We start from the raw sequence: 25,905 nt of genomic DNA, 5'->3' as shown, positions 1-25,905 counted from the left end.
CGGCGTGACGCCATCCATGGAAACCGCGAACGGCCCGGGGAAACCCTCGGGCCGGATCCGCTGGATCGTCTGCGCGCTGCTCTTTGCGGCGGTGGTCCTGAGCTATGTGGACCGGCTGGTCCTGCCCACGCTCAAGCCGGAACTGCAGGCGCGCTACGGCTGGAGCGAGAGCGGCTATGCCGATCTCGCGATCTGGTTCCAGGCGGGCTACGGCATTGCCTATGTCGTGTTCGGCCGCCTGATCGACCGGCTCGGCGCCCGCGCGGGCTATGCGCTGGCGGTGACGCTCTGGACCGTGGGCCACATGGCGCATGCGCTGTTCACTTCCACCAGCGGCATGCTGATCGCCCGCATTCCGCTGGCCATCGGCGAGGCGGGGACATTCCCCGCCGCCATCGCCGCCACCAACGAATGGTTCCCCAAGCGCGAGCGCGCCTTCGCCATCGGCATCTTCAACGCCGGCTCCAACGTCGGCGCGATCCTGACGCCGCTGGTGGTGCCGGTGATCGCGCTGACGCTGGGCTGGCGCTGGGCCTTCATCCTCACCGGCCTGCTCACGGTGCTGTGGCTGGCGGCATGGCTGGGCTTCTACCGCCGCCCGCGCGACAAGAAGAACCTCAGCGCCGAGGAACTGGCCTGGATCGAGGCCGATCCGGTGGAAAAGCCCCGCCCGGTCAAGTGGCGCGCGCTGTTCGGCTATCGCCAGACCTGGGCCTATATGCTGGGCCGCTTCCTGATCGACCCGGTATGGTGGACCTTCCTGTTCTGGCTGCCGGACTTCTTCAACAAGCAGTTCGGTGTGAAGATGCTGGATTTCGGCCCGCCGCTGATCGCGGTCTATATCCTGGCCGACGTCGGCTCGGTGCTGGGCGGCTGGGCTTCCTCGCGCTTCATCGGCCGGGGCTGGAGCGTCAACCGCTCGCGCAAGACCGCCATGTTCTTCGCCGCGCTTTGCGCCGTGCCGATCGCCATGGCCCCGAACGCGCCGGGCCTGTGGACGGCGGTGGCGCTGGTGGGCCTTGCTTGCGCCGGCCATCAGGGCTTCTCGGCCAATCTCTACGCTCTGCCGGGTGACACGATGCCGCGCTGGATGACCGGATCGGTCGTCGGCCTCGGCGGCCTTTCGGGCGCCGTGGGCGGCATGCTCATGGCCAAGTTCGCCGGAGCCATCCTCGAAAGCGTGGGCAGCTACGAGCCGATCTTCGTGGTCGCCTCCTGCGCCTATCTCGTGGCGCTTGCCGTCATTCACCTGATCCTTCCCCGCTACCAGGTCGCCGATCCCGACGGCGAGAAAGCTACAGCATGACGCGTCCTCTCGTTCTCCATCCCGATCGCCTGTTCCCGGCCGACCCCGGCACCCGCGCCATCGCGCGCGCGCTTTACGAGGGCGTGAAGGCCCTGCCGATCGTCAGCCCGCACGGCCATACCGATCCGGCATGGTTCGCTTATGACGAGCCGTTCACGGACCCGGCCTCGCTGCTGATCGTGCCGGACCACTATGTGTTCCGCATGCTCTATTCGCAGGGCGTCGCGCTGGAATCGCTGGGCGTGCCCAGCGTAGACGGCAGCCCGGTGGAGCAGGACCCGCGCAAGATCTGGAGCATCTTCGCGAAGCACTACCACCTGTTCCGGGGCACGCCTTCGCGCATGTGGCTGGACTGGGTCTTTGCCGAAGTCTTCGGGCTGGACGTGCTGCTGGATGAGACGACGGCGGACCACTATTACGAAGTGATCGACGCCGCGCTGAAGACCGAGGCGTTCCGCCCCCGCGCGCTGTTCGAAAAGTTCAACATCGAACTGATCGCCACCACCGAAGGCCCGCTGGACCCGCTGGCCCATCACCGCGCGATCCGGGAAAGCGGCTGGAACGGCCGCGTCGTCACCGCCTATCGCCCCGATCCGGTGGTCGATCCCGAAACGCCGGGCTTCGCCGAAAAGGTCGCGAAGTTCGGCGAGATGGCGGGTGAGGACGTCTCGACTTACGCGGGCTATCTTGCCGCGCACCGCTTCCACCGCGCCCGCTTCCGCGAGGCGGGGGCCACCTCGACCGATCACGGCCACCCCAGCGCCCTGACCGCCGACCTTTCGCCCGAAGACTGCGAGGCGCTCTACCAGCGCGTGCTGGCAGGGGCGAGCAAGCAGGATGCCGAACTGTTCCGCGCCCAGATCCTCACCGAAATGGCGGGGATGAGCGTGGAGGACGGCATGGTCATGCAGCTTCACCCCGCCGTCCATCGCAGCCACAACAAGGCCGTGCTCGACCGTTTCGGGCGGGACAAGGGCGGCGACATTCCGATGCCGGGCGAATTCGTGGAGGCGCTCAAGCCCCTGCTCGACCGTTACGGCAACGATCCGCGCCTGACCCTGATCCTCTTCACGCTCGATGAGGACGTCTACTCGCGCGAACTGGCGCCGCTGGCCGGGCACTATCCCTCGCTGCGGCTCGGCCCGCCGTGGTGGTTCCACGATTCCCCCGAAGGCATGCGCCGTTTCCGCGAACGTGCGACCGAAACCGGCGGCTTCTACAACACCGTCGGCTTCAATGACGATACCCGCGCCTTCCTCTCGATCCCGGCCCGGCACGACGTGGCCCGGCGGATGGACTGTGCCTGGCTGGCGCAGCTGGTCGCCGAACATCGCCTGCCCGAGGACGAGGCCCACGAAGTGGCGCGCGCGCTCGCCTACGATCTCGTCAAGGCGGCGTACAAGCTGTGAGGCTGTGCGCTGAAACGCTCGGCCAGGTTCCGGCCTCCGTCGCGCGCCCTGCCTATGACCGCGCGGCGGTTTCGGCGGGGGTCGTCCACCTCGGCATCGGTGCCTTCCACCGCGCGCATCAGGCCGCCGTGTTCGAGGCGGCGCTCGCCTCGGGCGACCTGCGCTGGGGCGTGATCGGCGTTTCGCTGCGCTCGGCCTCAGTGCGGGAGCAGATGGCGCCGCAGGACGGGCTCTACACCCTGCTCGTGCGCGAGGGAGAGGTGCAGACCCCGCAGATCATGGGCGCGGTGCAGCGCGTGCTGGTCGCGCCGGAAGACCCGGAGGCGGTGGTGGCCGCGCTGGCTTCGCCCGATACGCATCTCGTCACCCTGACGGTGACCGAGAAGGGCTATTGCCTCAACCGCAAGACCGGCAAGCTCATGGCCGAAGACGCGGATATTGCCGCCGATCTCGCCGGGCTGGAGCGTCCGCGCACGGCGGCGGGCTTCCTTGTCGCGGCGCTGGCGCGGCGGCGCGCGCAGGGGCTGGCCCCGCTCTCGATCCTCTCTTGCGACAACCTGCCCCACAACGGCGCGTTGCTGAAAGGCGCCGTGCTTGCCATGGCAGAGGCGCACGATCCGGCGCTCGCCGCGTGGATTTCGGAAAGCTGCAGCTTCCCCGCCACCATGGTGGACCGCATCGTGCCCGCCACCACGGACGAGGACATTGCCGGTCTCGCCGCGCTGATCGGGGTGGAAGACCGCGCCATGGTCAAGGCCGAACCCTTCCTGCAATGGGTGATCGAGGACAGCTTCGCGGGCGAGCGGCCGGACTTTGCCGCGCTCGGCGTGCAGCTTGCCGATGCCGTCGCCCCGTGGGAGGAAGCCAAGCTGCGCCTGCTCAACGGCGCGCATTCGGCCATCGCCTATCTCGGCGGGCTTGCCGGTGACCGGTTCGTGCATGAATTCGTCGGCAGCGCGGCGGGCCTGCTCTTCGTGGAGCGGCTCTGGGACGAAGTCACGCCCACGCTCTATCCGCCGGCCGGGCTCGATGTGATCGCCTACCGCAAGGAACTGATGGCGCGCTTTGCCAACAGCGCGCTCCAGCACCGCACCCGGCAGATCGCCATGGACGGTTCGCAGAAGCTGCCGCAACGCCTGCTCGCGCCGCTGGGCGCGGTGCGGGAGCAGGGCGGTTCCTTCGCCGCCATCGCGCTGGCCATTGCGGCCTGGGTGCGCTGGCAGGCAGGCACGACCGACGCGGGCGAAAGCTTCGCCATCGACGATCCCGCCGCGCAGGCCCTTGCCGATGCCCTGCGCGATGCAGCCACCCCGCGCGCGCGCGCGGCGGCCGCGCTTGCCGTGCTCGGCCCCGTCCCCGATGAGGCTGCGCTTGACGCCGTGGCCGCGCATCTGGGCCATCTCGAAACATCCGGCGCCCGCGCCGTGCTTACCGCATTCCTCGGAGAGAACGCATGACCTTGCGCACTGCCTTCATGGCGGTCTCGGCCCTCACCGCGAGCCTTTGCCTCACCGCGCCCGCTTTCGCCGATGCCCCGCGCCTGGAGGCGAAGGGCGATACGCAGCAGCTTATCGTCAATGGCAAGCCGCTGCTGATGATCGCGGGCGAACTCAGCAATTCCGCCTCTTCCAGCGCCGCCTACATGGAACCGCACTGGAAGCGGCTGAAGGACATGAACCTCAACACCGTGCTGACGCCGGTGTCGTGGGAACTGATCGAACCTGTGGAAGGCACGTTCGACTGGTCCTCGGTCGATTTCCAGATCAAGGCGGCGCGGGCGAACAACCTCAAGCTGGTGATCCTGTGGTTCGGCGCGTGGAAGAACTCCATGTCCACCTATGTCCCGGCCTGGGTCAAGCGCGACCAGCGGCGCTTCCCGCGCGCAGAGCTTCCCAACGGACAGGGGGTGGAGATCCTCTCGACCTTCGGCGCCGAGACCCTCAAGGCGGACGAACGCGCCTATGCCGCGCTCATGGCGCATCTCAAGGCGGTGGATGCGAAGGACAACACCGTCGTCATGGTGCAGGTGGAGAACGAGATCGGCATGCTGCCGGTCGCGCGGGACTACAGCGCCGCCGCCAATGCCGCCTACCGCGAGCCCGTTCCGGCCGAGCTGGTGAACTATCTCGTCGCGCACAAGGACACGCTCGTCCCGGGCATGCGCCAGATGTGGCTCGATCGCGGCGCGCGCACCAGCGGTTCGTGGGACGACCTGTTCGGCGGCGGCGACGGTGCGGCGGAAGTCTTCGCGGCCTGGCACTACGCCCGCTTCGCCGACCGCCTCGCGGAGGCGGGCAAGGCGGCCTATCCGATCCCGATGTACGTCAATGTCGCGCTCAACCGTCCGGGCCGCATCCCCGGCGAATACCCCAGCGGCGGCCCGCTGCCGCACCTGCTCGACGTCTGGAAGGCCGGCGGCCCGCACCTCGATTTCCTGGCGCCCGACATCTATTTCCCGAACTTCGTGGACATCGTGAACCGCTACAAGCGGCCGGACAACGTGCTGTTCATTCCCGAGGCGCACAATTCCAGCAATCCGGTGGCCCCGGCGAACGCGTTCTATGCCATCGGCCAACTCGACGCGATCGGCTTCGGCCCGTTCTCGATCGATTCGGTGGACGAGAATCCGGGGCCGCTCAAGGACGCCTACGGCGTGCTCCAGCAGCTTCAGTCCTATATCCTCGACGCGCAGGGCACCGACCGCATGGCCGGTTTCAAGCCGCGCCAGCTCTATGACGAGACGCTGGTCTACGAGCCGGAAACCCGCGATATCGGCTCCTATCGCTTCACCATCGCCTATGCCGATATCCAGAAGCCGGTGGCGAACCCCGGCGCCGATGCCACGCAGCCCGGCACGACCGCGGCGATCGCCGCCGCCGGCGGGATGATCGTCCAGATCGGCCCGGAGGAGTACCTGATCGCCGGTCAGGGCATTACCGTGACGTTCAAGCCCAGGGCCGATGCCGCCGCGCTTGCCGGAATCGATTCGGCGTTCGAGGGCAAATTCGACGCCTCGGGCAAGTGGGTGCCGCTTCGCCTGCTGAACGGAGACCAGACGCATCAGGGCCGCCATATCCGCCTGGAAGCCGGAAAATGGCAGATTCAGCGCGTAAAGCTCTACACCTACAGATAAAAGATACCGCTAACATAACTGTTGACGCGCTCCGGCGCCGGGCATATGTAAGTATTAATGATAGCGCTACCAGCAGTGGCGCAACCCGCGATCCGCCACGAGGCGGACGCTTGTTACATGGGAGGGGATATCCAATGCGATCCAACCTGATTTCCGTTCGTGCCGTTCTTCTGAGTGCTGCCGCGCTCCAGGGCTTCGTCGTTCCGTCCGCCTATGCGCAGGACACGGCCGCCGCCCCGGCGACGACCACCGCAACCGATCCGGCCGCCCCCGCGCCCGCACCGCAGGACGAGCCGACGACCGAGGACATCATCGTCACCGGCATCCGCGCCTCGCTGGCCAGCGCCACCAATGCCAAGCGGGAAGCCGTGACCTTCGGCGATTCCATCTTCGCCGAGGACATCGGCAAGCTGCCCGCCACCAACCTTGCCGAAACGCTGAACCGCATGCCCGGCGTGCGCCTCAACCGCGATATAAACGGCGAAGGCACGCAGGTTGCCATTCGCGGTCTCGGCCCGAGCTTCACCCGCGTCCTGCTGAACGGTTCGCAGCTCCAGGTGGCGTCGGACGGCGGCACCAACGGCGGCAGCGCCAACCGTGAAGTCGACCTCGACTTCTTCCCCTCGGAACTCTTCACCCGCCTCGACCTTGCCAAGAGCCCGACGCCCTCGACCCTCGAAGGCGGCATCGCCGGCACCGTCAACCTGCGCAACGCCCGTCCCTTCGACAAGGAAGGCACCCACATCACCGCCGTGGCGCAGGGCCAGTACACCGACAGCAACGGCAAGATCAGCCCGCGCGGCGCGCTCGTCGCCAGCCACACCACGGATACCTTCGGCATCCTCGTCGGCGTGGCCGGCGTGAAGACCAAGACCCGGGTCGACGGTTTCGAGACCGTGGGCTGGGGCGACGGCAACCTGCCCTGCGGTACGGACTGCACCGATGCCGGCAACAACAACTGGAACTGGGCCTCGGTCGTCCCGGCCAATGCCGGTCACGGCCTCGTCGCCGGCCAGCCGGTCGATGTCGTCGAGACTTCGGGCCTCACCGCCAGCCAGCTCAGCACCGCGCTGCTACCGCGCCTCGGCCGCAACAGCCTGACCACCGGCAACCGCTCGCGCATCTCGGCGCTGGCCTCGCTCGAATGGCGCCCCAGCGACGAGCTGCACTTCGCGCTCGACGGCATCTGGGCCAGGTCCAAGCGTGACTACACCAAGGTCAACATGAACTGGCAGGTCCGCAACTCGGGCCCGGGCACCGGCGCGCAGGCGACCGGCGGCATGATCCCGATCGACCTTACGGTGGACGAAAACAACGTCGTCACCAGCGGCACTTTCGCGAACTCGTCGTTCTTCCTCGAAGCCAGCCTGTTCAAGCAGACCACCAAGTTCTGGAACATCAACCCGAGCGTGACCTGGCAGCCTTCCGACACCGTGAAGGTGGAGGCGAGCGCCAACTGGTCGAAGAGCTCGTTCTTCCGCGAACAGCCGACCTTCGCCTTCCAGACCGCGCCGAATTCGGGCGTGGACGTCTACTATGACAACACCGGCGCCTCGAACCGCCCGCTCATCACCACCAATGTCGATCTCAACGACCCGAACCTCGGCTGGCAGTGGTATCGCCAGAACATCCAGCTCGTGCGTCGCAGCACCGACACCAAGGGCGCGCACCTCGACACCACGATCGGCGACGATCAGTTCAGCGTGAAGTTCGGCGGCGCCTATGACCGCGCCGAGCGTTCGATCCGCGCTTACGACAACAGCAGCGCCTACCAGCTTTCGGTCTGCGGCACGGGCTGCACCGGCGCCACCGGCTCGGTTCCCACCTCGTCGATCGCGCAGTACCTGAAGCAGTTCCCGGTCAGCAACTTCGGCCACCTCGCCAGCGGCAGCGTAGGCTACAACGCCTTCGTCGTGCCGGACTTCGACGCCCTGAAGGCCGCCACCAACTATGCCAGCTACCGCGACAGCGCGCCCGAAGCACGCGGCGCGGTGACCGGCGGCGCGACCGGCGACATGGACGAGGAAGTGTTCGGCGCCTACTTCGAGCTGAACGGCGTGACCCAGCTGTTCGGCCGCGACCTGCACGCCAATGCGGGCATGCGCTATGCCCACACCCGCCAGGTCGTCGTCGGGCCGAGCCAGGTCGGCACCACCATCGTCGATATCACGGCGAAGTCGAACTACGACAACTTCCTGCCCTCGATCAACCTGACCTACGACCTGATGGACAACGTCAAGCTGCGCGCGTCCGCCTCGCGCACCATGACCCGTCCGGACGCGGGCCAGATCCTGCCGGGCATCACCTTCTCCGACCCTTCGGCGCTGGTGGCGACCGCGGGCAACCCGGACCTGACGCCCTACACCTCGGACAACTACGATCTCGGCGGTGAAATCTACACCGGCGGCATCGGTTATGTCGGTCTTTCGGCCTTCATGAAGAACATCAAGGGCTTCACCGAGACGCAGGTGACGAGCGCCACCTTCGGTTCGCTCAACATTCCGTTCGACAGCCTGCTGTCCACCCAGCAGGATGCGCTGCGCAACCGCGCCGCCGCCTCGGGCGTGGCGATCAACAACCTGCCGATCACCGTGAACCGTCCGGTCAACCTGTCGGACCTGCGGATCAAGGGCATCGAGGCGACCTGGGTGCAGCCGCTGGACTTCCTCTTCCAGGGCCTGGGCTTCTCGGCCAACGGCACCTACCTCGACCAGTCCTCCTCCTCGGGCCTCGTCGCCACCGGCGTTTCGAAGTATTCGTACAACCTCCAGGGCTTCTACGAGAACCACGGCCTGTCGGTCAGCCTGAACTACGTCTGGAACGACAAGTCGATCGCCGTGAACGGCCCGCAGAACAACATCCAGGGCGCAGCGCTGCGTTCGGATGCGCGCGGCCAGCTCGACCTTTCGGCCGGCTATCAGCTGCCCTTCCTGAACGATGCCATGCGCCTGACGCTCGACGTGCTGAACATCACCAACGAGCCGATCCGCACGACCTTCGAATACACGAACGCGGCCTATTCGGTCTACTATCCGGGCCGTCAGGTCCTGGTGGGTATCCGCGCCAACTTCTGATTGTTCTTGCAGGGAACTCCTCCTCCCTGAAAACTGCGAGCCGGCGTCCCCAATCCCTGGGCGCCGGCTCATTTCTTTTGAGGGTCACGCGATGTTGACGACGTACCGCCGCCTTGTCCTGACTGCCGCGCTGCTCGGAGCGGGGATCGCCTCGCCCGCCGTGGCGGCGCCGTGCCCATGGGTCGCCGCGTGGGGTTCCTCGCAGATGGAGCCGGGCGCCGACAATGCGCTGCCGGCAGAAGCCCTGCGCAACGTGACGCTGCGCCAGACCGTGCGCCCCTCTATCGGCGGCAGCGCGGTACGGGTGCGCTTCTCCAACGCCTTCGGCGACCGGCCGCTGACGATCGAGGCGGCAACGCTGGCCCGCGCGGTGCAATCCGGCAAGGCAGCCGTCAATGCGCGCACGGTCACCGCGCTGCGCTTTTCCGGCAAGCCCCGCGTGGTGATCCCGCCGGGGGCGGACTGGCTATCCGATCCGGTGGACATGCCGGTCAGCGCGTTCGAGGATCTTGCCGTCTCGATCCACCTGGCAGAGGTGCCCGGACGGCAGACCTCGCATCCGGGTTCGCGCACGACATCCTATTGGCTGGCGGGCGATCACGTTGCCGAAACGGACCTGCCCTCGGCCCATCCCGTCGATCACTGGTTCATGCTGTCCGGCCTTGAGGCGCGCGCCTGCAAGGCCGGGGCGGTGGTGGCGCTGGGCGATTCCATCACGGACGGGCGCGGTACCACGACCAACGGCAACGACCGCTGGACCGACGTGCTGGCGCGCCGTCTTCGCGGCGGGAAGGCGGTCATCAACCAGGGTATCGGCGGCAACCGTGTGCTGCTGGACGGGCTGGGGCCCAATGCCATGGCCCGGCTCGACCGCGACGTGCTGGCGCTGCCCGGGGTCACGCATCTGATCCTGCTGGAAGGCATCAACGACCTTGGCAACCTCACCCGGCTCAAGCCGGTGAGCGCCGAAGAACATGCCGCCATGGTCGAGCAGGTTACCGGCGCCTATGCCCAGATCGTCGCCCGCGCTCGCGCGCACGGCATCAAGGTCTACGGGGCGACGCTGCTTCCCGACATGGGGACCGAGTTCTACCATCCCGATGCCGCCAACGAAGCGGACCGGCAGGCGCTCAATGCGTGGATACGCGCGCCCGGAAACTTCGATGGCGTGATCGATTTCGACAAGGTCATGCGTGACCCTGCGCGGCCGGACCGGCTCAATCCCGCTTACGATGTGGGCGATGCGCTTCACCCGAACCCTGCGGGCTACAAGGCCATGGGCGATGCTATTGCGCTGGAACTGCTGCGTTAAGGGAGGCGGGGCAGACCTCGTCGCCCGGACGTTCGAGCGGCGCAGCCCTCAGCAAGGCGGGCGTCGGGCCGGGTATGGCCGGATCGGTGGCGGCATAGAAACCGTCGCGCTGCGCGTGCTCGAGCGTGACGAACCGGAAGCCCATGTCCCGGTAGAGCGACAGCAGCCGCGGCATCATCCGCGCATCGAAGGCGCCGACGTGAAGCAGCAGGACATAAGGCACGTCGCGTCCGAACCGGCTTTTTGAGGCAGCCCGCGCCGCTTGCGCATCGCGGCGGGCGGCGGCGAGATAGCGGGTTTCGAGATCGGCGACCGCTGCTGCGTTCCCCTGCGCGATGCAGCGGGCGTAAGGCGCGTTCCACGCCCAGTCGTCAAAGGAAAGGCTGACCCCGGCGATGCGATAGTGCCGCTGCGCCAGTGCCTGGCGCACGGCGTCTCGCTCGGCCGGGTCCTGGCCTTCGGCGAGATATGGATAGCGCAGCCAGCGCTTCATGCCGAGCGGCGCCAGAACGGCTTCGTTGCGGTCGATCTCGGCCACGAACTGCGCCGCGCCGACCTTGTCGAGATTGCTGTGAGCGTAGCCGTGATTGCCGAAAGGCAGGCCCGCCGCGCGCCAGCGGGCCAGTACGGCATCAAGCTCGCCCGGCGCGCCCTTGCCCGCATTCACGAAGCCGAATGCAGGCGCGCGGGCCTGCTTCAGCGCCGCCACGATCGCATCGACGACCGAGACCGGCGTTTCGCCCGAAGGGTAGGGCGTATGCAGCGGCAGGTCGTCGAACGTCAGCGCGATCTGCGGCGGCGGCGGTGCCGGTGCCGCCTGTGCGGAAAGGGGGACGGCGGCCAGCAACGCCGCCACCAGCAGGCGCGCAGGCTTCACGGCCGTCCCCACCGAACCCGGCCTTAGCGAACGAACGGATCGATCGTCCTGATCGTGCCGTCTTCGTTGTAGTGCAGTTCGGTCACCTTCACGTTGCGCAGGCGCGTCTGGCCGGAAAGCTGGCTGTCGGCGTAGAACAGCCACCACTTGCCGTCCTTCTCGACGATCGAGTGGTGCGTGGTCCAGCCTTCCACCGGCTCCAGGATGCGGCCCTTGTAAGTGAAGGGACCGTAAGGGGAATCGCCGATGCCATAGGCAAGGTAATGGGTGTCGCCGGTCGAGTAGCTGAAGTAGTACTTGCCCTTGTACTTGTGCATCCACGCGGCTTCGAAGAAGCGCCGGTCATGGTCGCCGCCGAGCAGGAGCTTGCCCTTCTCGTCCACGATCTTCACTTCGCGCGGGGCTTCGGCGAACTCCAGCATATCGCCGCTCATGCGCGCCACGCGCGGGAGCAGGGCGGGCTTGTCGTCCGCCTGGAGATCGGTCTTCGAGCCATCGGGATCGTACTTGCCGCCCTGGTTGCGCTGAAGCTGCCCGCCCCAGATGCCGCCGAAGTACATGTAGCTCTGGCCGTCCGTGTCCGTGAAGACCGCGGGGTCGATCGAATAGCTGCCCTTGATCGGCAGGGGCTGCGGCTTGAACGGGCCCATCGGGTCCGTGGAAGTGGCCACGCCGATGCGGAAGGCGCCCTGCTTGTCCTTGGCCGGGAAGTAGAGGTAGTAAGTGCCATTCTTGAAGGCGGCATCGGGCGCCCACATCTGCTTGTCGGCCCAGGGTACCTGCTTCACGTCCAGCGCGACGGGGCCGATGGTGACCTTGCCGCCCACGTTGTCCATCGACAGCACGTGATAGTCGCGCATTTCGAAATGGCTGCCAAGGTCGTCCTCGGGCGTGGGGCCGTCGATGTCATGGCTGGGATAGATGTAGAACTTGTCGTTCCACACGTGGGCCGAGGGGTCGGCTGTGTAGATTTCGCTGACGAGCGGCTGCGAAAGGTACTTCTTGCCCGAAGCGGCGTCCGCTTCGGTGGCGTCGGCGGAAGCCGTGGCTTCGGGGGCGCCGCCGGTGCCGTTGCAGGCTGCCATCAGGCCGCAGAAAGCGGTTGCCGCAAGGGCTGCGTAAATTCGCCTCGACACATCAATCTCCCGGTCGGTATGAACCTTATCCGGGAAAGATAGCGCTAACAATCGGTGGGCACAACTGCCATTCTGCGGGTCGGTGCAGACCGCAGGATCAGCGCCTTTCGTCGCTCCAGCCGAGGCCGAGCGCCTTCTGCACCGCGATATAGTCGATGGTCAGTTGCGCGCGTGCCTGCGCGGTGGAGGTTGCCGCGCTCAGTTCCTGCCGTTCGATGTCGAGCTGGTCGATCAGGCTGCTGGTTCCGGCGCGGAAGCGCTGGCGATTGAGATCGGCGGCGGTTGCCGCGCTGCGCTGGGCCATCGTGAGCTGGGCAAGCTGGCGCCGTGTCGCGCCGAAACGGGCAAGGCTGTCCTCGGCATCCTGCAAGGCTTCTAGCACGGCCTGGCGATATTGCGCCTGCGCGCCGTCGCGCTGGGCTTCCGCTTCCCGCACGGCGCTGCCGCTCTTGCCGAAGTCCAGCACGGGCCAGCTCAGCTGCGGCATCAGCAGGGCGGCGAAATTGCCGGGGTCGAACACGTCGCCCGGTTCGGTGCCGCCAAGGCCGAGGATGCCGGAGAACTTGAGGCCCGGCAGCGTCTGCGCCTTCTTGACGCCGATCTGGGCGGTGCCGGCCGCCAGCGCCCGTTCGGCGGAACGCACGTCGGGGCGGTGGGCGATCAGGGCGGCGGGATCGCCGATCGGAACCGAGGCGGGCGGCAACGGCACCGGGGCCCCGGCCGCCAGTGCGCCGTCCAGTTCGCCCGGCGCCCGGCCGGTCAGCACGGCAAGCGCGTCCTTGTAGATCGCGATCTGCGCGGTGAGCGGCACGTTCTGCGCATCGGTGGCGGAAAGCTGGTTCTGCAGCCGCTCGACCTGAAGCCTGGATGCGGTGCCGGCCGCGTAGCGCTGACGGGTGAGTTCCACGGCGCGGCGCTGGAGTTCGCTCGACCGGGCGTTGAGCCGGGCGCGTTCCTGCACATCGCGCAAGTTGACGTAGGACTGGGCGACTTGCGCGCTCAGCGAGACTTGCGCATCGGCAAGGTCGGCGTAGCGCTGGTCGAGCGTCGCGCGGGCTGCCTCGACGCCGCGGTGCTTGCCGCCGAACAGGTCGGGCTCCCACGAGACATTGGCGCCGACATTGTAGAAGTTGAGTGCGGATGAGCCCGAACTCTCGCCGTCCGCTCCGTCGGAAGACGAACTGCCGCCGATCCCGGAACCGGGCAGGGTGGCGTGGACGTACATCGCATTGGCGGCGACCGAGGGATAGAGCCCGGCGCGGCTCTGCTCCAGCTTGGCGCGGGCTTCCCGGATGCGGGCCTGCGCGGCCTCGATGCTGGGGCTGTTGCTCAGGGCATCGTCGACGAGGCCGGTCAGCGCCGGGTCGCCAAGGCTTTCCCACCAGCGGGCGAGGCCGGGGCCCGCGGCCAGCGAAGGATCGTCGGCGCGCACGAAACCGCCGCGCGCGGCGGCGGCGCTGGCGACTGCCGGGGGGCCGTCATAATCGGGGCCCATGGTGCAGGCACCGGCCAGGATCGAGAGCGAGACCGCGAGGAGCAGGGGCGCGGCGCGCATCAGTGCATGGCCCCCAGCGCGGCGTTGCGCGGCAGCGGGCGCAGGAACAGCACCAGCGGCAATACCGCGAGCGTCACGATGCTCATGGCGAAGAAGATGTCGTTGTAGGTCATGACGAGGGCTTGTCCCTGAATCTGCTGTCCCAGCATGCGGATGCCGGCTTGCGGGCTGCCGATCATCTGGCCGAGGCCGTTCACATAGTCCTGCACGGCGGGGGAATTGGCGTTGAGCGTTTCCTCGATCCGGCGGGAGTGCAGCCAGAGGCGGTTCTGCTGGAGGATCGAGATCCCGGCGAGCGCGAAGCTGCCGCCGAGGTTGCGCATGGAGTTGAACAGGCCGGAGGCATCGCCCGCGTCCTCCGGCGGGACCGACTGCACCACGGCCTGGCTGAGGAAGAGCATGCCCATGATCTGGCCGACCCCCCGCATGAGCTGGGATTCGGTAAAGTCTCCGCCGGTGGAGCCGAGCGTCAGGCTGGTCTCCATGAATGCGGAAAGGCCCATGATGCCCATGCCGAAAGCCACCGCGATGCGGATGTCCACGCGCTTCAGCAGGAAGGGCACGAAGGGCATCAGCAGGATGGAGGGAATGCCGGAGAGCAGCACGACCTTGCCCGATTGCAGCGCGTTATAGTCCGCGATGGAGGCGAGGAACTGGGGGATGGCGTAGGAAGTGCCGTAAAGCACCACGCCCAGCGCCATGCCCATGATCGCCACCGATCCGAACTGCCGGTCAAGCAGGAGTGCCAGCTTGATGACCGGGCGGCGCGCGGTGAACTGGCCGTAGAGCAGGAGGATGAAGCCGATCGCGCTGATGAAGGCCATCTTCTGGATCAGCGGCGAGGCGAACCATTCTTCCCGCGATCCTTCCTCCAGGAACACCGTCAGCCCGCCCATGCCCAGCGCCAGCCCGGCGATGCCGATCCAGTCCGCCTCTCGCAGCAGGTTCAGCCGGGAAGGCTGGTGCTTCAGGCCCACCAGCAGCAGGGTGATGAGGATGAAGGAAATCGGCACGTTGAGGAAGAAGGCGTAGTGCCAGCTCAGGTTCTCCGCGAGCCAGCCGCCGACCAGCGGGCCGATCAGCGGCCCCAGGATCGCGACGACGCCGAAGGCGGCCGTGCCGATGGACTGCTGGTGGCGCGGCAGGCGCTGGGCGATGATGGTCTGGGCGGTGGGGATCATCGCGCCGCCGGTGAAGCCCTGTCCCACCCGGCCGACGATCATCATCACCAGCGAGTTGGCGAACCCGCAGACGATGGAGAACCCGGTGAACAGCGTAACCGCGATCAGCAGGAACGTGCGCAGGCCGAGCACGCGTTCGAGCCAGGCCGAAAGCGGGATGATGATGATCTCTGCCACCAGATAGGCCGTCGCCACCCAGGCGCCTTCGGTGCCGGTGGCGCCGATCTCGCCCTGGATCGTGGGGAGGGCGGAATTGACGATCGAGATGTCGAGCGTCGCCATGAGCGCACCCAGCGTGCCTGCCGCCACTGCCAGCCAGGCGCCCAGGTCGGCGTTGGCCGGTCTGGCGGGAGCGGTGCCTTTACCGGAGGGCAGGGCGGTGCTCGCCACTTCAGCGGCCCTTCGCTTCGAGCCGCTCCTGGTCCTTCTCGATGCGGCCGAGTTCGTCCTTTGCGCTGCGGGTATCGACCGTCACCGAAACGGACAGGCCGGGCAGCAGCACCTTGCGTGCCGAGGCGGGGGCTTCGATCTCCAGCCGCACGGGAACGCGCTGGACGATCTTGGTGAAGTTGCCGGTGGCGTTTTCCGGGGGGAGGATCGAGAACTGCGCGCCGGTGCCCGGCGATACGCTGGAGACGCGGCCGACGACCTCGACCCCGCTGAGGGCATCGACCGAAATCCGGGCGGGCTGGCCCGGACGCATCAGCGCAAGCTGCGTCTCCTTGAAGTTGGCGACGACGTAGAGCTTGTCGAGCGGGACCACCGACATCAGCCGGGTGCCTGCCTGCACGTACTGGCCCACCCGCACGGTGCGGTCGCCCACGCGGCCCGCGATAGGCGAGGAGAGGTGCGTGGAGGAGAGGTCCACCCCGGCGGCTTCGAACTGGGCGCGGGCGCCCTGGCCCTGCGCCTCGGCCTGACGGATCTGTGCCTCCATTCCGGCGACGCGGCGCTTCTGCATCTCCAGCCCGGCGGCCTGCTCGCGCACCTGCTGCGCGGACTGGGCGGCGGTGAGGCGGAGCTGGGCAAGCTGTTCGCGGGTTTCCGCGCCGCTGGCGGCAAGCGGTGCATAGCGGGCGACTTCGGCGGCATCGTGCGCGGCCTTGGTCTTCGCGGCGGCAAGCTGGGCCTCGGCCTGCGCGATCGCGGCCTGCTGCTCGGCGATGGAGGCGCGGGCGTTCTCCGCTCCGGCTGCGGCCTCGGCGATCTGCGCGCGGGCCTGCGCCACCTTGGCGTCGTAGTCCCGCGGATCGATACGGACGAGCTGCTGGCCCTGCGTCACGTCCTGGTTATCGCCCACGAGCACCGCGGCGACATAGCCGCCGACCTTGGGCGCGATCGCCACAGCGTCGGCGCGGATCTGCGCGTCGTCGGTTTCCTCGAAGTACTGGCCGTACGTCTTGTGGCGCCAGTACCAGAGCCCCGCCGCCAGCAGTGCGGCGATCGCCACCCCGATCAGGATGGCCCGGGTGCGCGGATTGATCCCGCGTCGGGGGGCATCGCCCCCGGCATCGGCCGCGTTGCGGTTTTCGGTGTCCTGCGGGCCCTGTTGGGAGGTGTCTTCAGCCATCGCGGCGGGAAATAGCGCCGAGTTCGCGGTCGGTCGAGACTATTGATGCAGCCTCCTTTTTTCCCTGCCGCCGGTTTCAGCGGCGGAACATGGCCGGAAATGCGCGAAGATGACCGGCGCGATATCGTCATGGCGACTTGCCGGGGCACAGGGATCGGCGTAATCTGGAGAAAACATAAAAGACGGAGAAGGTTGTATGGAAAGGTACGACCCTGCGATACAGAGTTGTCCGTTCGGATTGCTCTGCGGCATGAGTCTTACGGCTCTTGCCCTGTTCGTGATGGCCCTGCTTCTGTTCGGTTGAAATCTGCAATCGATTGAGGTTTTATGCAGGCGGGATCTTTATCCTGTTTCTGCATATGCTTGCTGTTGGCCTTTCCGGCATCGGTTTTTCCCGGCCACTTCCCGTCTCGCGGGCTTCTTCCATGGCAGCCCGGCCGCTGATCGTGCGTTTCCAGCGTGAAAGGAAGTATCACGATGGGCAGGTTGCAGGACGAAGTGCTGGATTTCTGGTTTCGCCAACTGACACCGCAGGACTGGTTCGTCGGCGGCGAGAGACTCGATTCGGTGGTGCGCGCGCGGTTTGGAGCCTTGCACCGGGATGCGTCCGGCGGCGCGCTTGACAGATGGGCCGACGATGCGCGCGGCCGCCTTGCGCTCATTCTCGTGCTCGACCAGTTCTCCCGCCATATCCATCGCGGTACCGCGCAGGCTTTTGCAAGCGACGACAAGGCCCTGTCCCTTGCATTGGACGGAATCGCGGCGGGCATGGACGAGCGTCTCTCGCCCGGGCAGCGCCAGTTCTTCTACATGCCGCTGATGCATTCCGAGGATCCGGCGATACAGGCCCGGAGCATCGAGCGCTTCACGGCGCTGCGCGACTTTGCCGACCGCAATCTTGCCTTTGCGCGCAGCCATGCCGCCGAGATCGCGCGGTTTGGCCGGTTTCCGGGGCGCAACGCGGCACTGGGGCGGGAGCCCCACACGGATGAGGACGCTTTCCTGAGCGAGGCGGCCCTGTCGCCGCAGGAGGGTGCCGGCTGAACGGCCGGGTCAGGCTGCCGGGAAAGTCATGGTGACGCGCAGGCCCGGCGCGGCGTCGGCCAGTTCCAGACCGGCGCCAAGTCTTTCCGCTGCCGCCTTGACGATCGCCAGCCCCAGCCCGCTGCCGGTCGGTCCTTGCTCGCCGTGGAGGCGGGCGAAGCGCGACATGGCCTGTTCGCGCAGTTCGGCGGGAATGCCGGGGCCGGTATCGCTGACGATCAGCCGGACTTTGCCGAGACCCTGTTCGAGCCCGAGCGTGACCGTGCCGCCCCGCCGGTTGTAGCGGATGGCGTTGTCCACGAGGTTGGAGAGCATCTCGTAGACCAGGGCGCGGTGGCCCAGCGCCGTGAAAGGCGTGTCCTCGCCGCCGTCCAGACGAAGTTCCACTTCGGCCTCGATGGCCTGCCGGATGCGGCGGGAGATCACCCGCTGGCTCACTTCCACCAGATCCACCCGTTCCAGCGGCGGCAGGGTGCCCGCCTCGTCCGCGCGGGCAAGGGCGAGGAGCTGGGTGAGCAGGCGCTCCAGCCGGTCGCTCGCCTCGTCGATTTCCTGAAGCGCTTCGCGTGAGCCGCGCCGCGCCAGCGCAACCTGGACCTTGAGCACGGAAAGCGGCGTGCGCATCTGGTGCGATGCATCGGCGGTGAAGCGGCGCATGGCGCTGGTGGCATCGTCAAGCCGGGCGAGCAGGCGGTCGAAAGAACGCGCCAGCGGCCGAAGTTCGGCGGGCAGCGGCCCGGTCTGAAGGGGGGAAAGGTCCGGCGCGGCGCGGGTGTCGCGCGCCTCGATCACGGTGCGCAATTCGGCCAGCGGGCGCAGGCTCCAGCCGAGCGCCGGGCGAATCAGGGCCAGCGCGATCCCGACCAGCGCGCATTCGCCGAACAGCAGCGCGGTCATCAGCCGCTTGCGCAGGGCGTTGCGATTGTCCAGCGTCTCGGCCACCTGAACGACCACCGGCGCATCGATCCGGGGCAGCGCGCGCTTGATCTCGCCGATGCGGATGGGCTGGCCGCGATAGTCGGCATTGCGGAAACGGGCCTCGTCCACCGGCAGGGATGCAAGGTCGGGCGCGGGCAGGTCGGCATAGCCGGTGAGCAGGCGGTTCCCCACGGCAATGCGATAGTAGACATTGTCGCGCTCGGAATTCTCAAGCATCCCGAAGGCGGCGGGCGGCAGGTCCAGCGTGACTTCGCCGCGCTCCACCTGCACCGTTTCGGCAATGGCGCCGAGCGCGCCGCCCAGCACCCGGTCGTTGGTGCGGCGCACGACATCGGAAATCATCGCCGAACCGACAAGGCCGAGCACCAGCGCCACGATCATCAGCGGCCCCAGCATGGCGATGCCAAGGCGAAGGCGAAGCGATACCGCGCGCGGCTGGGCGGCAGGCGCTGTCACGAACGGTCGAGCATGTAGCCCACGCCGCGCACCGTGCGGATGGCCGGGCCGTCCGGCGCAAGCTTGCTGCGCAGCCGCGTGACGTTCACTTCGAGCGCATTGGAACCGACCGGATCGTCGAAGCCGAACACTTCGGCCTGCAAGGTCTCGCGGGAGACGATCTGCCCGGCGCGTGCTGCCAGTGCATCCAGCACCGCCCATTCGCGGCGGCGCAATTCGACCAGCCGCTCTCCCACTTCCACGCGCCCGGTAGAACGGTTGATCGTCATCGCCCCGATCCGCACTTCCGGCGCCGCATCGCCGCCGCGCCTGCGGCCAAGCGCGCGAACGCGGGCTTCGAGTTCCTCCACTTCGAAAGGCTTGCGCAAGTAATCGTCCGCGCCGAGATCCAGCCCGCGCACCCGGTCGTCCAGCCCGTCGCGGGCGGTGAGCATCAGCACCTGCACCTGCTCGCCCCGCGCGCGCAGCCGGGCGAGCACTTCGAATCCATCGATATCGGGCAGGCCCACGTCAAGGATGACCAGCGAGTAGGGCTCGGTCGCCGCCACCGAGAGCGCGTCCTCGCCGCTGGCGACATGGTCGATCGCATGGCCCGCCGCCCGCAGCAGCGAGACCACCCCGCGTGCGAGCTGGGCGTCATCCTCGACGATCAGGATGCGCATGGGAGCGGCCCGGCGGACAATTTTTGGTGAAAGGTGGATGACAGCTTCGGATCGTAGGGCATGTCCATCAGCTTATCCGACATGAGACCCGGAAAGCGAGAGGATACAGGAATGCGCAGCTTCATCACGGTTCTGGCACTTGCAGCGATGGTCGCGTTTCCCGCGATGACCGCGCCTGCCGAGGCCCGGCGCCCGGCCGAGCGCCCGGCCGGCTATCCGCGTTCCTACGACAGCGTCATCGCCGATGCCCAGGCCGAAGGCACCGTGCGAATCTACGCCAATGCCGACAAGGCGGAGATGGTCCCGGTCGTTGCCGCGTTCCGGCGGCTCTATCCGGGCATCCAGGTGCTTTATGCCGATCTCGGTTCGGCCGAACTCTATCGCCGCTACACCGCCGAAACGCGGGCGAAGCAATATTCGGCGGACATCGTCTGGTCCTCGGCGATGGACCAGCAGGTCAAGCTCATCAACGACGGGTACGCGCAGCAATATGCCAGCCCGGAGAAGCCGGCGCTGCCCGCTGCCGCGGTGTGGAAGAACATGGGATTCGGCGTCACCGCCGAGCCGATCGGCGTGGTCTACAACAAGAAGCTCGTGCCGGCCGCGCTCGTGCCGCAAAGCCACCAGCAGCTGGAGCAGCTTCTTCGCAAGCGCCGCACGGCCTTCATGGGCAAGATCGCCACTTTCGACCCGGCGCGTTCGAACGTCGGGTATCTCTACCTTTCGCAGGATTTCCAGATCACCCGCGATACCCGCAGCCTCGTGGAAGCGATGGCGGCGACGCGCCCGGTGCTCATGAAGCATACCGAGGAAATGCTCCAGGGCGTTGCCTCGGGCAAACTGGCGATGGCCTACAACGTGATCGGCTCTTACGCGCTCGAACGGGCGCGGCGCGATCCGAACATCGGCGTGGTCTTCCCGCGCGACTATACCATCGTCACCTCGCGCATCGCCTTCATCTCGCGCGAGGCGCGCCATCCGGCCGCCGCGCGGCTGTTCCTCGATTTCCTTCTTTCCCGCGCCGGTCAGGCCCAGCTTGCCCGGCACAGCCTCTGGCCCGTGCGTACGGACGTTCCCGCTTCGCACCGCCTTCCTGCCGGTCAGGCCCGCCCCGTGCGCGTTGGCCCGCAGCTTCTCGTCAACCTCGATCGCCTGACCCGTGAGCGCTTCCTGCGCGACTGGAACGCGATCCTCGCCTCCGGACAAAAGACCAGATGAAAGTCATTGCAGCGGGCACAGCCCTCGCCGCCCTGATCGCGGCGACCCCGGCGCTGGCCCAGGAACCCAGCAGGGAAGATCTTGCCGAACTCGTGCGGGCGCAGGCCGCCGAAATCGCCTCCCTGCGCCAACGCGTGGAGAAGCTGGAAGCCGGTTCGCCGGTTCAGGGTTCGGGTGCCCCGGTAGCGGCCGCCCCGGTCGTGGCCGCAGCACCGCAATCGCCTGTCGCCGCTCCAGAAGCCGCGCCCCAAGTGGCGGTGACGCAGCCTTATGCGCCGCAGCTCCTTCCTCCCGGCCCGGCCGAACGCGATATCGAGCGCGTGCGCGCCGCCGCCGTCTCGGCCTCGGGCGTGAGCACCGAATGGGGCGCGGGCCTGCCGGTATTCCACTCGGCAGACGGCATGTTCAGCTTCAAGCCGCGCGGGCGCATCATCACCGATGTCAGCACATCCACCGGCTCGAAATATGCGGGGCGCAACCTCACTACCACGGGCATGCGCGCGCTGCGCATGGGTCTTGAAGGTACCGTGGGCACGCACTTCTTCTATCAGTTCGAGACCGATTTTTCGGAAAACGAAGTGGACGTCGTCACCGCCTTCATGGGCTGGCGCAACCGCATCGCGCCGGGCATGGACTATGACGTGCGCGTCGGCCACTTGTTCAACGACCGCAGCTTCGAAGGCTCGACCGGCTCGGATTCGACGCCGTTCACCGAACGCTCGGTGGTTGCCACCGCGATCATCCCGCAGCGCGCCTTCTACGGCCTCGGCATCATGCCGCGCCTGTTCTGGAAGACCGGCCACGCCTCGCTGACCGTCACCGGAGACCGTATCGACGGCGACCAGAGCACTTCCGACAACCGCACCGTGCTCGCCCGCGCGCACTGGAACCCGGTGAAGTCCGACCGCCAGGTGCTGCACCTCGGGATCTGGGGCTTCGACGAGATGCTCCACCCCGGCAAGAACACCCTGACGCGCAACACCGTGATCGGCGGGCGTTTCAACGGCGGCCTGCGGCTTTCCACCGGCACGCTGACCGGCGGCACCGGCACCACCGGCTACGGCGTGGAACTGGGCGGCTATTCCGGCCCGCTGTGGGTCATGGGCGAGGCGGGCGAGCGCCATGCCCGGCTCGACAACGGCCGCCCCGATTTCGTGACCCGCGCGTGGAGCGTCTCGGGCGGCTGGTTCCTGACCGGAGACCTGCCTCCCTATAATCCGCGCCTCGGCAGCTTCGGCCAGCCCAAGGTGCTGCGCCCGGTCTTCGAAGGCGGCCCCGGCGCGATCGAGCTGACGGCCCGCTACGAGAACCTCGAGTTCGACGATATCGTCACCCCTGCACAGGGCTGGGCGGCGACGCTGGGCGTGAACTGGTATCTCAACAGCTTCACCCGTTTCCAGGTCAACGCCATCCACTGGAACACGCAGAATACCGCCGGTGCCTATACCGGGAAAGACGATGGACAGACTTTGACCGCCCGCGTCGGCGTCACGTTCTGATCCGTCCCATCCATCCATGACAGACATTCGGGGACAATCATGAGTCTCGCCCTTATCGGCTTCCTGATGGTGGCCACTTTCATGACGCTCATCATGACCAAGCGGATGACCCCGCTGGTCGCGCTGGTCGTCGTGCCCACGCTGTTCGCTCTGCTCGCCGGTTTCCATGCCGGGCTTGGCGACATGATGATCGAGGGCCTGACCAAGCTGGCGCCCACCGGCGTCATGCTGCTCTTCGCGATCCTGTTCTTCAGCACGATGACCGACACCGGGCTGTTCGATCCGCTGGTGGGCCGCCTGATCCGGCTGGTCCACGGCGATCCGATGCTGATCCTGATCGGTTCGGTGGTGCTCTGCGCGCTCGTCAGCCTCGATGGCGACGGATCGACGACTTACATCATCACGATGGCCGCCATGCTGCCGCTCTACAAGCGCTACGACATGAACCGGCTCTATCTCGTCTGCCTGCTGATGGTGACGAGCGGGGTGATGAACCTCACCCCCTGGGGCGGGCCGACCGCCCGCGCCGCCAGCGCGCTCAAGCTCGATCCTTCGACGCTGTTCGTGCCGCTGATTCCGGGCATGATCGCGGGCCTTGCTTTCCTGGTGGTGCTGGCGATCCACTTCGGCCGCAAGGAACGCCGCCGCATCGGCCGCGTCGAAGCCGCGACGCCCAAGGAGCTGGCCGACTTCGCCGTCTCGCAGTGGCCCGAAGCGCGCCGTCCCAAGATGATCTGGTTCAACGCCGCGCTGGTCGCCGCGCTGCTGGTGCTGCTGGTCTGGGGCGTGCTGCCCTTGCCGATCCTGATGATGCTGGCATTCGCGATCTCGATGATCGCCAACTACCCGCATGTTAAGGAGCAGAAGGAGCGCATCGCCGCCCATGCGGGCAATGTGCTGGCCGTGGTCTCGCTGATCTTCGCGGCGGGCATCTTCACCGGTATCCTGTCGGGCACCGGCATGGTCGAGGCGATGAGCCGCGAGGTGGTGAACTTCATCCCGCCGTTCCTCGGCCCCTACATGGCGCCGATCACCGCGCTCATCAGCCTGCCGGGCACGTTCTTCATCTCCAACGATGCCTTCTACTTCGGGATGCTGCCGATCCTTGCCGAGGCAGGCGCGCATTACGGCGTGGAGCCGATGGCCATCGCCCGTGCCTCGTTGATGGGCCAGCCGGTTCACCTGCTCAGCCCCTTGGTACCCTCGACCTACCTGCTGGTGAGCCTTGCGGGCGTGGACCTTGCCGATCACCAGCGCTTCACGCTGGTCCCGGCGGCGCTGTGCTGCCTGGTGATGACCTTGGTGGGGATGATGGTGCTGGCCTTCCCGTTCGTGGGGTAATTCGGTGTTGCGCCAGCTCCCGCTCCGGATTGCCGCGCCCCTGCGGGGCTCGCAATGACGAAGGCAGCGATGATCCTGCGCTTCCTTGCCGCGCTTGCCCTTGGCGCGGCGGGGGGCGCTGTGTTCTGGTCGATCGGCGCGCCGCTGCCCTGGGTGCTGGGCGCGATGACCGCCTGCGCGGCGGGGAGCATCGCCGGTCTGCCCATCGCCGCCTCCTCCGCCACCCGCCGCCCGATGTCGGCGGTGATCGGCGTCGTGCTCGGCAGCGCCTTCCATCCCGGCCTCATGAAACAGGCGTCCGAATGGATCGTGCCCATCGCGCTGCTGCCGCTGTTCCTTGCCAGCGCGGCGTTTCTCTGCGTGATCTACTTTCGCCGTGTCGCCCGCTTCGACCCGCCGACCGCCTACTTCGCCGGAATGCCCGGCGGCATTGCCGAAATGGTGCTGATGGGCTCCGAGCGCGGCGCGGACGAGCGGATGATCGGCCTGATCCACGGCGCGCGCATTTTCCTCGTCGTGTTCATCCTGCCTTTCCTGATCCGCGCGTTCGAGGCGGACGTCCACGCCCCGCCGCTTGCCGCGCCGCTGGTTACCGAGGCGACCGGCTGGCCGCTGCTGCTCTGGGGGCTCGGCTGCGTGATCGCCGGCAGCGTGATCGGCCGCGCCTTGCGCCTGCCCGCGTGGCACCTGATGGGGCCGCTCTTCGTCAGCGCGCTGGTTCATCTGACCGGCCTTTCCGATTTCCATATTCCGGCATGGGCCATCGCCGCCGCCCAGGTGGGGCTTGGCGCCACCATCGGCTGCCGCTTTGTCGGGCTCGACTTGCGAACGCTCGCGCGGACGCTGCTGCTGGCGGCGGGATCGACGGCGATCCTGCTGGTGATAACCTTCGTCTGGGCCTTTGCGATCGGCTGGGCTACGGGGCTCAATCCGGCGCTCGTCGCGCTGTCCTATTCGCCCGGCGGGGTGGCGGAAATGAGCATGGTCGCGTTGAGCCTCTCGCTGGAGGCGGGCTTCGTGATCGTGCACCACCTTGTGCGGGTGGTGCTGGTCATTGTCGGCGCGCCGCTGTCCTTCCGCATCATGGGAGCCACCAATGACCGCGCCTGACGTTGGCGAACAGACACCGGGCGAACAGACCATCGCCATCCTCTATCAGGCGCTCGAACCGCCGGTGATCGGCGGCGCGCGCAAGGAGGCCAAGCCCGGCGGCTATTCCGACAGCGGCGCGGATATCGGCGTGGCTCTGCTAGCGGCCGGCTGCACGCTGGCGACGCCGGTGGCCGATCCCGATCCCGCGCGGGTCTTCGATTGGGTCTGGCCCGATACCGAGGCGGGCATCGCCGCTGCTTTGGATGCGGGCGCGACATTGCTCTGGGCCAATACCGTGGTCTTCGCAGGGCATCCCGTCGAGGACGCAAGCCGCAAGGCCTGGATCGTCGGCCCCGATCCCAAGGCGATGCAGGCGATAGACGACAAGGCGGCCACCAATGCGCGGCTGCTGGCGGCCGGCCTGCCGGTCGCCCGTTCGTGGCTGATCGATGGCGACGGCGATCTGGACGCCCAGCTTGCCCCTTTCGCTGACCGGGTGCCGATCGTGGTGAAGCCTCTGCGGGGGCGCGGCAGCCAGGGCGTGGGCGTGGCCCGCACCCGCGCGCAATTGGCCGCGCAGGTCCGCGATCTGGCGCAAAGCCGCCGGTTCGGCGCGTCGATCATGCTGGAGCAGTTCCTGCCGGGTCAGGAGATCACCATCACCGTGATGCCTGCCGCCTGCCGTTCGGGCGAGACCGCGCCTTTCGCCCTGCCGCCGGTGCGGCGCTTCGACCAGTTCGACGATGTCGCCCCCTATAACGGCGATGTTCCGGTCAGCCGCAACAGTGCGGCGTTGACCCTGGGGGAATGCGCGGATCCTGCCATCGCCGCGGCTATCGCCGCCTGCGAACAGGCCGCCGCGCTTCTCGAAATCCGCGCGACCATGCGGATCGACTGCCGCGCCGACGGCGATGGCACTTATTTCCTTTTCGACGTCAACGCCAAGCCCAACCTCACCGGCTCCGGCCGGCCGGGCCGCGAGGACGAAGACAGCCTCTCCACAATGGCTGCCGCCGCTTGCGGCTGGAGCTATCCGGACTTCCTCCTCGCCGCCGCGCGCGGCGCCTGGAGGAATACCCAAGACCAACAGGGATAACACCA

At 67.5% G+C, this 25,905-nt stretch carries 19 protein-coding genes; 12 read left to right on the top strand and 7 right to left on the bottom strand.

All coding sequences use genetic code 11. The features are described 5' to 3' along the window. Window positions 1-16 precede the first annotated feature (16 nt). The 6 genes from U9J33_RS21430 to U9J33_RS21405 all read left to right on the top strand — a co-directional run bounded on the left by U9J33_RS21430 (window position 17) and on the right by U9J33_RS21405 (window position 10,234). Window positions 17-1,306 (top strand): MFS transporter, encoded by a 1,290-nt coding sequence (locus tag U9J33_RS21430; protein WP_324699962.1) that lies wholly within the window; start codon window positions 17-19, stop codon window positions 1,304-1,306. After that, on the top strand, window positions 1,303-2,715 hold the full coding sequence (uxaC, locus tag U9J33_RS21425; RefSeq protein WP_324699131.1) for a glucuronate isomerase: 1,413 nt from the start codon (window positions 1,303-1,305) through the stop codon (window positions 2,713-2,715). The genes U9J33_RS21430 and uxaC overlap by 4 nt, the downstream gene beginning before the upstream one ends. Continuing rightward, the gene (locus U9J33_RS21420; protein ID WP_324699130.1) at window positions 2,712-4,172 is read left to right on the top strand and encodes a mannitol dehydrogenase family protein; all 1,461 of its coding nucleotides are present in this window, start codon (window positions 2,712-2,714) and stop codon (window positions 4,170-4,172) included. The genes uxaC and U9J33_RS21420 overlap by 4 nt, the downstream gene beginning before the upstream one ends. Then, complete coding sequence (locus U9J33_RS21415; protein WP_324699129.1) at window positions 4,169-5,848, top strand: DUF5597 domain-containing protein; 1,680 nt, start codon at window positions 4,169-4,171, stop codon at window positions 5,846-5,848. Before U9J33_RS21420 ends, U9J33_RS21415 begins: the two co-directional genes overlap by 4 nt. A 134-nt stretch (window positions 5,849-5,982) precedes the next feature. Further along, window positions 5,983-8,922 carry a TonB-dependent receptor gene (locus U9J33_RS21410; protein ID WP_324699128.1) on the top strand — a complete coding sequence of 980 codons (2,940 nt, stop codon included), beginning with the start codon at window positions 5,983-5,985 and terminating at the stop codon, window positions 8,920-8,922. Window positions 8,923-9,013: 91 nt separating this feature from the next. Then, the gene (locus tag U9J33_RS21405) at window positions 9,014-10,234 is read left to right on the top strand and encodes an SGNH/GDSL hydrolase family protein (protein WP_324699127.1); all 1,221 of its coding nucleotides are present in this window, start codon (window positions 9,014-9,016) and stop codon (window positions 10,232-10,234) included. Here U9J33_RS21405 and U9J33_RS21400 read toward each other — a convergent pair. The 5 genes from U9J33_RS21400 to U9J33_RS21380 form a co-directional block, all read right to left on the bottom strand. Beyond that, window positions 10,209-11,111 (bottom strand): polysaccharide deacetylase family protein, encoded by a 903-nt coding sequence (locus tag U9J33_RS21400; protein WP_324699126.1) that lies wholly within the window; start codon window positions 11,109-11,111, stop codon window positions 10,209-10,211. The genes U9J33_RS21405 and U9J33_RS21400 overlap by 26 nt on opposite strands. 23 nt (window positions 11,112-11,134) lie before the next feature. Then, complete coding sequence (locus tag U9J33_RS21395) at window positions 11,135-12,196, bottom strand: glycoside hydrolase family 43 protein (RefSeq protein ID WP_054436749.1); 1,062 nt, start codon at window positions 12,194-12,196, stop codon at window positions 11,135-11,137. Window positions 12,197-12,344: 148 nt separating this feature from the next. Beyond that, complete coding sequence (locus tag U9J33_RS21390; RefSeq protein ID WP_324699124.1) at window positions 12,345-13,802, bottom strand: efflux transporter outer membrane subunit; 1,458 nt, start codon at window positions 13,800-13,802, stop codon at window positions 12,345-12,347. Further along, window positions 13,802-15,373 (bottom strand): MDR family MFS transporter, encoded by a 1,572-nt coding sequence (locus U9J33_RS21385; RefSeq protein WP_054436744.1) that lies wholly within the window; start codon window positions 15,371-15,373, stop codon window positions 13,802-13,804. Before U9J33_RS21385 ends, U9J33_RS21390 begins: the two co-directional genes overlap by 1 nt. Before the next feature lies 1 nt (window position 15,374). Beyond that, window positions 15,375-16,553, bottom strand: a complete 1,179-nt coding sequence (locus tag U9J33_RS21380; protein ID WP_324699123.1) for an HlyD family secretion protein — start codon at window positions 16,551-16,553, stop codon at window positions 15,375-15,377. 477 nt (window positions 16,554-17,030) lie between these two features. On the opposite strand from U9J33_RS21380, the gene U9J33_RS21375 reads away from it, so the two are divergent. Beyond that, the gene (locus tag U9J33_RS21375; protein ID WP_324699122.1) at window positions 17,031-17,597 is read left to right on the top strand and encodes a DUF924 family protein; all 567 of its coding nucleotides are present in this window, start codon (window positions 17,031-17,033) and stop codon (window positions 17,595-17,597) included. 9 nt (window positions 17,598-17,606) lie between these two features. Here the strand turns inward: U9J33_RS21375 and U9J33_RS21370 are convergent, their stop codons facing one another. After that, the gene (locus U9J33_RS21370) at window positions 17,607-18,932 is read right to left on the bottom strand and encodes a sensor histidine kinase (protein ID WP_186000053.1); all 1,326 of its coding nucleotides are present in this window, start codon (window positions 18,930-18,932) and stop codon (window positions 17,607-17,609) included. A 56-nt stretch (window positions 18,933-18,988) separates the two neighbouring features. Further along, a complete protein-coding gene (locus U9J33_RS21365; RefSeq protein ID WP_324699121.1) occupies window positions 18,989-19,654 on the bottom strand; it encodes a response regulator in 666 nt (221 codons plus the stop codon). Window positions 19,655-19,765: 111 nt separating this feature from the next. On the opposite strand from U9J33_RS21365, the gene U9J33_RS21360 reads away from it, so the two are divergent. From U9J33_RS21360 to U9J33_RS21340, 5 genes are read left to right on the top strand one after another with little or no spacing between them, the layout of a single operon-like run. Further along, window positions 19,766-20,872 (top strand): ABC transporter substrate-binding protein, encoded by a 1,107-nt coding sequence (locus U9J33_RS21360; protein ID WP_324699120.1) that lies wholly within the window; start codon window positions 19,766-19,768, stop codon window positions 20,870-20,872. Continuing rightward, window positions 20,869-22,371, top strand: a complete 1,503-nt coding sequence (locus U9J33_RS21355; RefSeq protein WP_324699119.1) for an OprO/OprP family phosphate-selective porin — start codon at window positions 20,869-20,871, stop codon at window positions 22,369-22,371. Before U9J33_RS21360 ends, U9J33_RS21355 begins: the two co-directional genes overlap by 4 nt. Window positions 22,372-22,410: 39 nt before the next feature. After that, complete coding sequence (locus U9J33_RS21350) at window positions 22,411-23,712, top strand: CitMHS family transporter (RefSeq protein ID WP_054436736.1); 1,302 nt, start codon at window positions 22,411-22,413, stop codon at window positions 23,710-23,712. A gap of 54 nt (window positions 23,713-23,766) precedes the next feature. Continuing rightward, window positions 23,767-24,822 carry an AbrB family transcriptional regulator gene (locus U9J33_RS21345; protein WP_324699118.1) on the top strand — a complete coding sequence of 352 codons (1,056 nt, stop codon included), beginning with the start codon at window positions 23,767-23,769 and terminating at the stop codon, window positions 24,820-24,822. Continuing rightward, window positions 24,809-25,900 (top strand): biotin carboxylase, encoded by a 1,092-nt coding sequence (locus U9J33_RS21340; protein WP_324699117.1) that lies wholly within the window; start codon window positions 24,809-24,811, stop codon window positions 25,898-25,900. Before U9J33_RS21345 ends, U9J33_RS21340 begins: the two co-directional genes overlap by 14 nt. Window positions 25,901-25,905: the final 5 nt, after the last annotated feature.

It is taken from the genome of Novosphingobium sp. RL4, from assembly GCF_035658495.1.
In the GTDB taxonomy this organism is placed as follows: Bacteria; Pseudomonadota; Alphaproteobacteria; order Sphingomonadales; family Sphingomonadaceae; genus Novosphingobium.
Note: the sequence above shows the minus strand (reverse complement) of the source record. Positions and strands in the feature narration are given on the sequence as shown.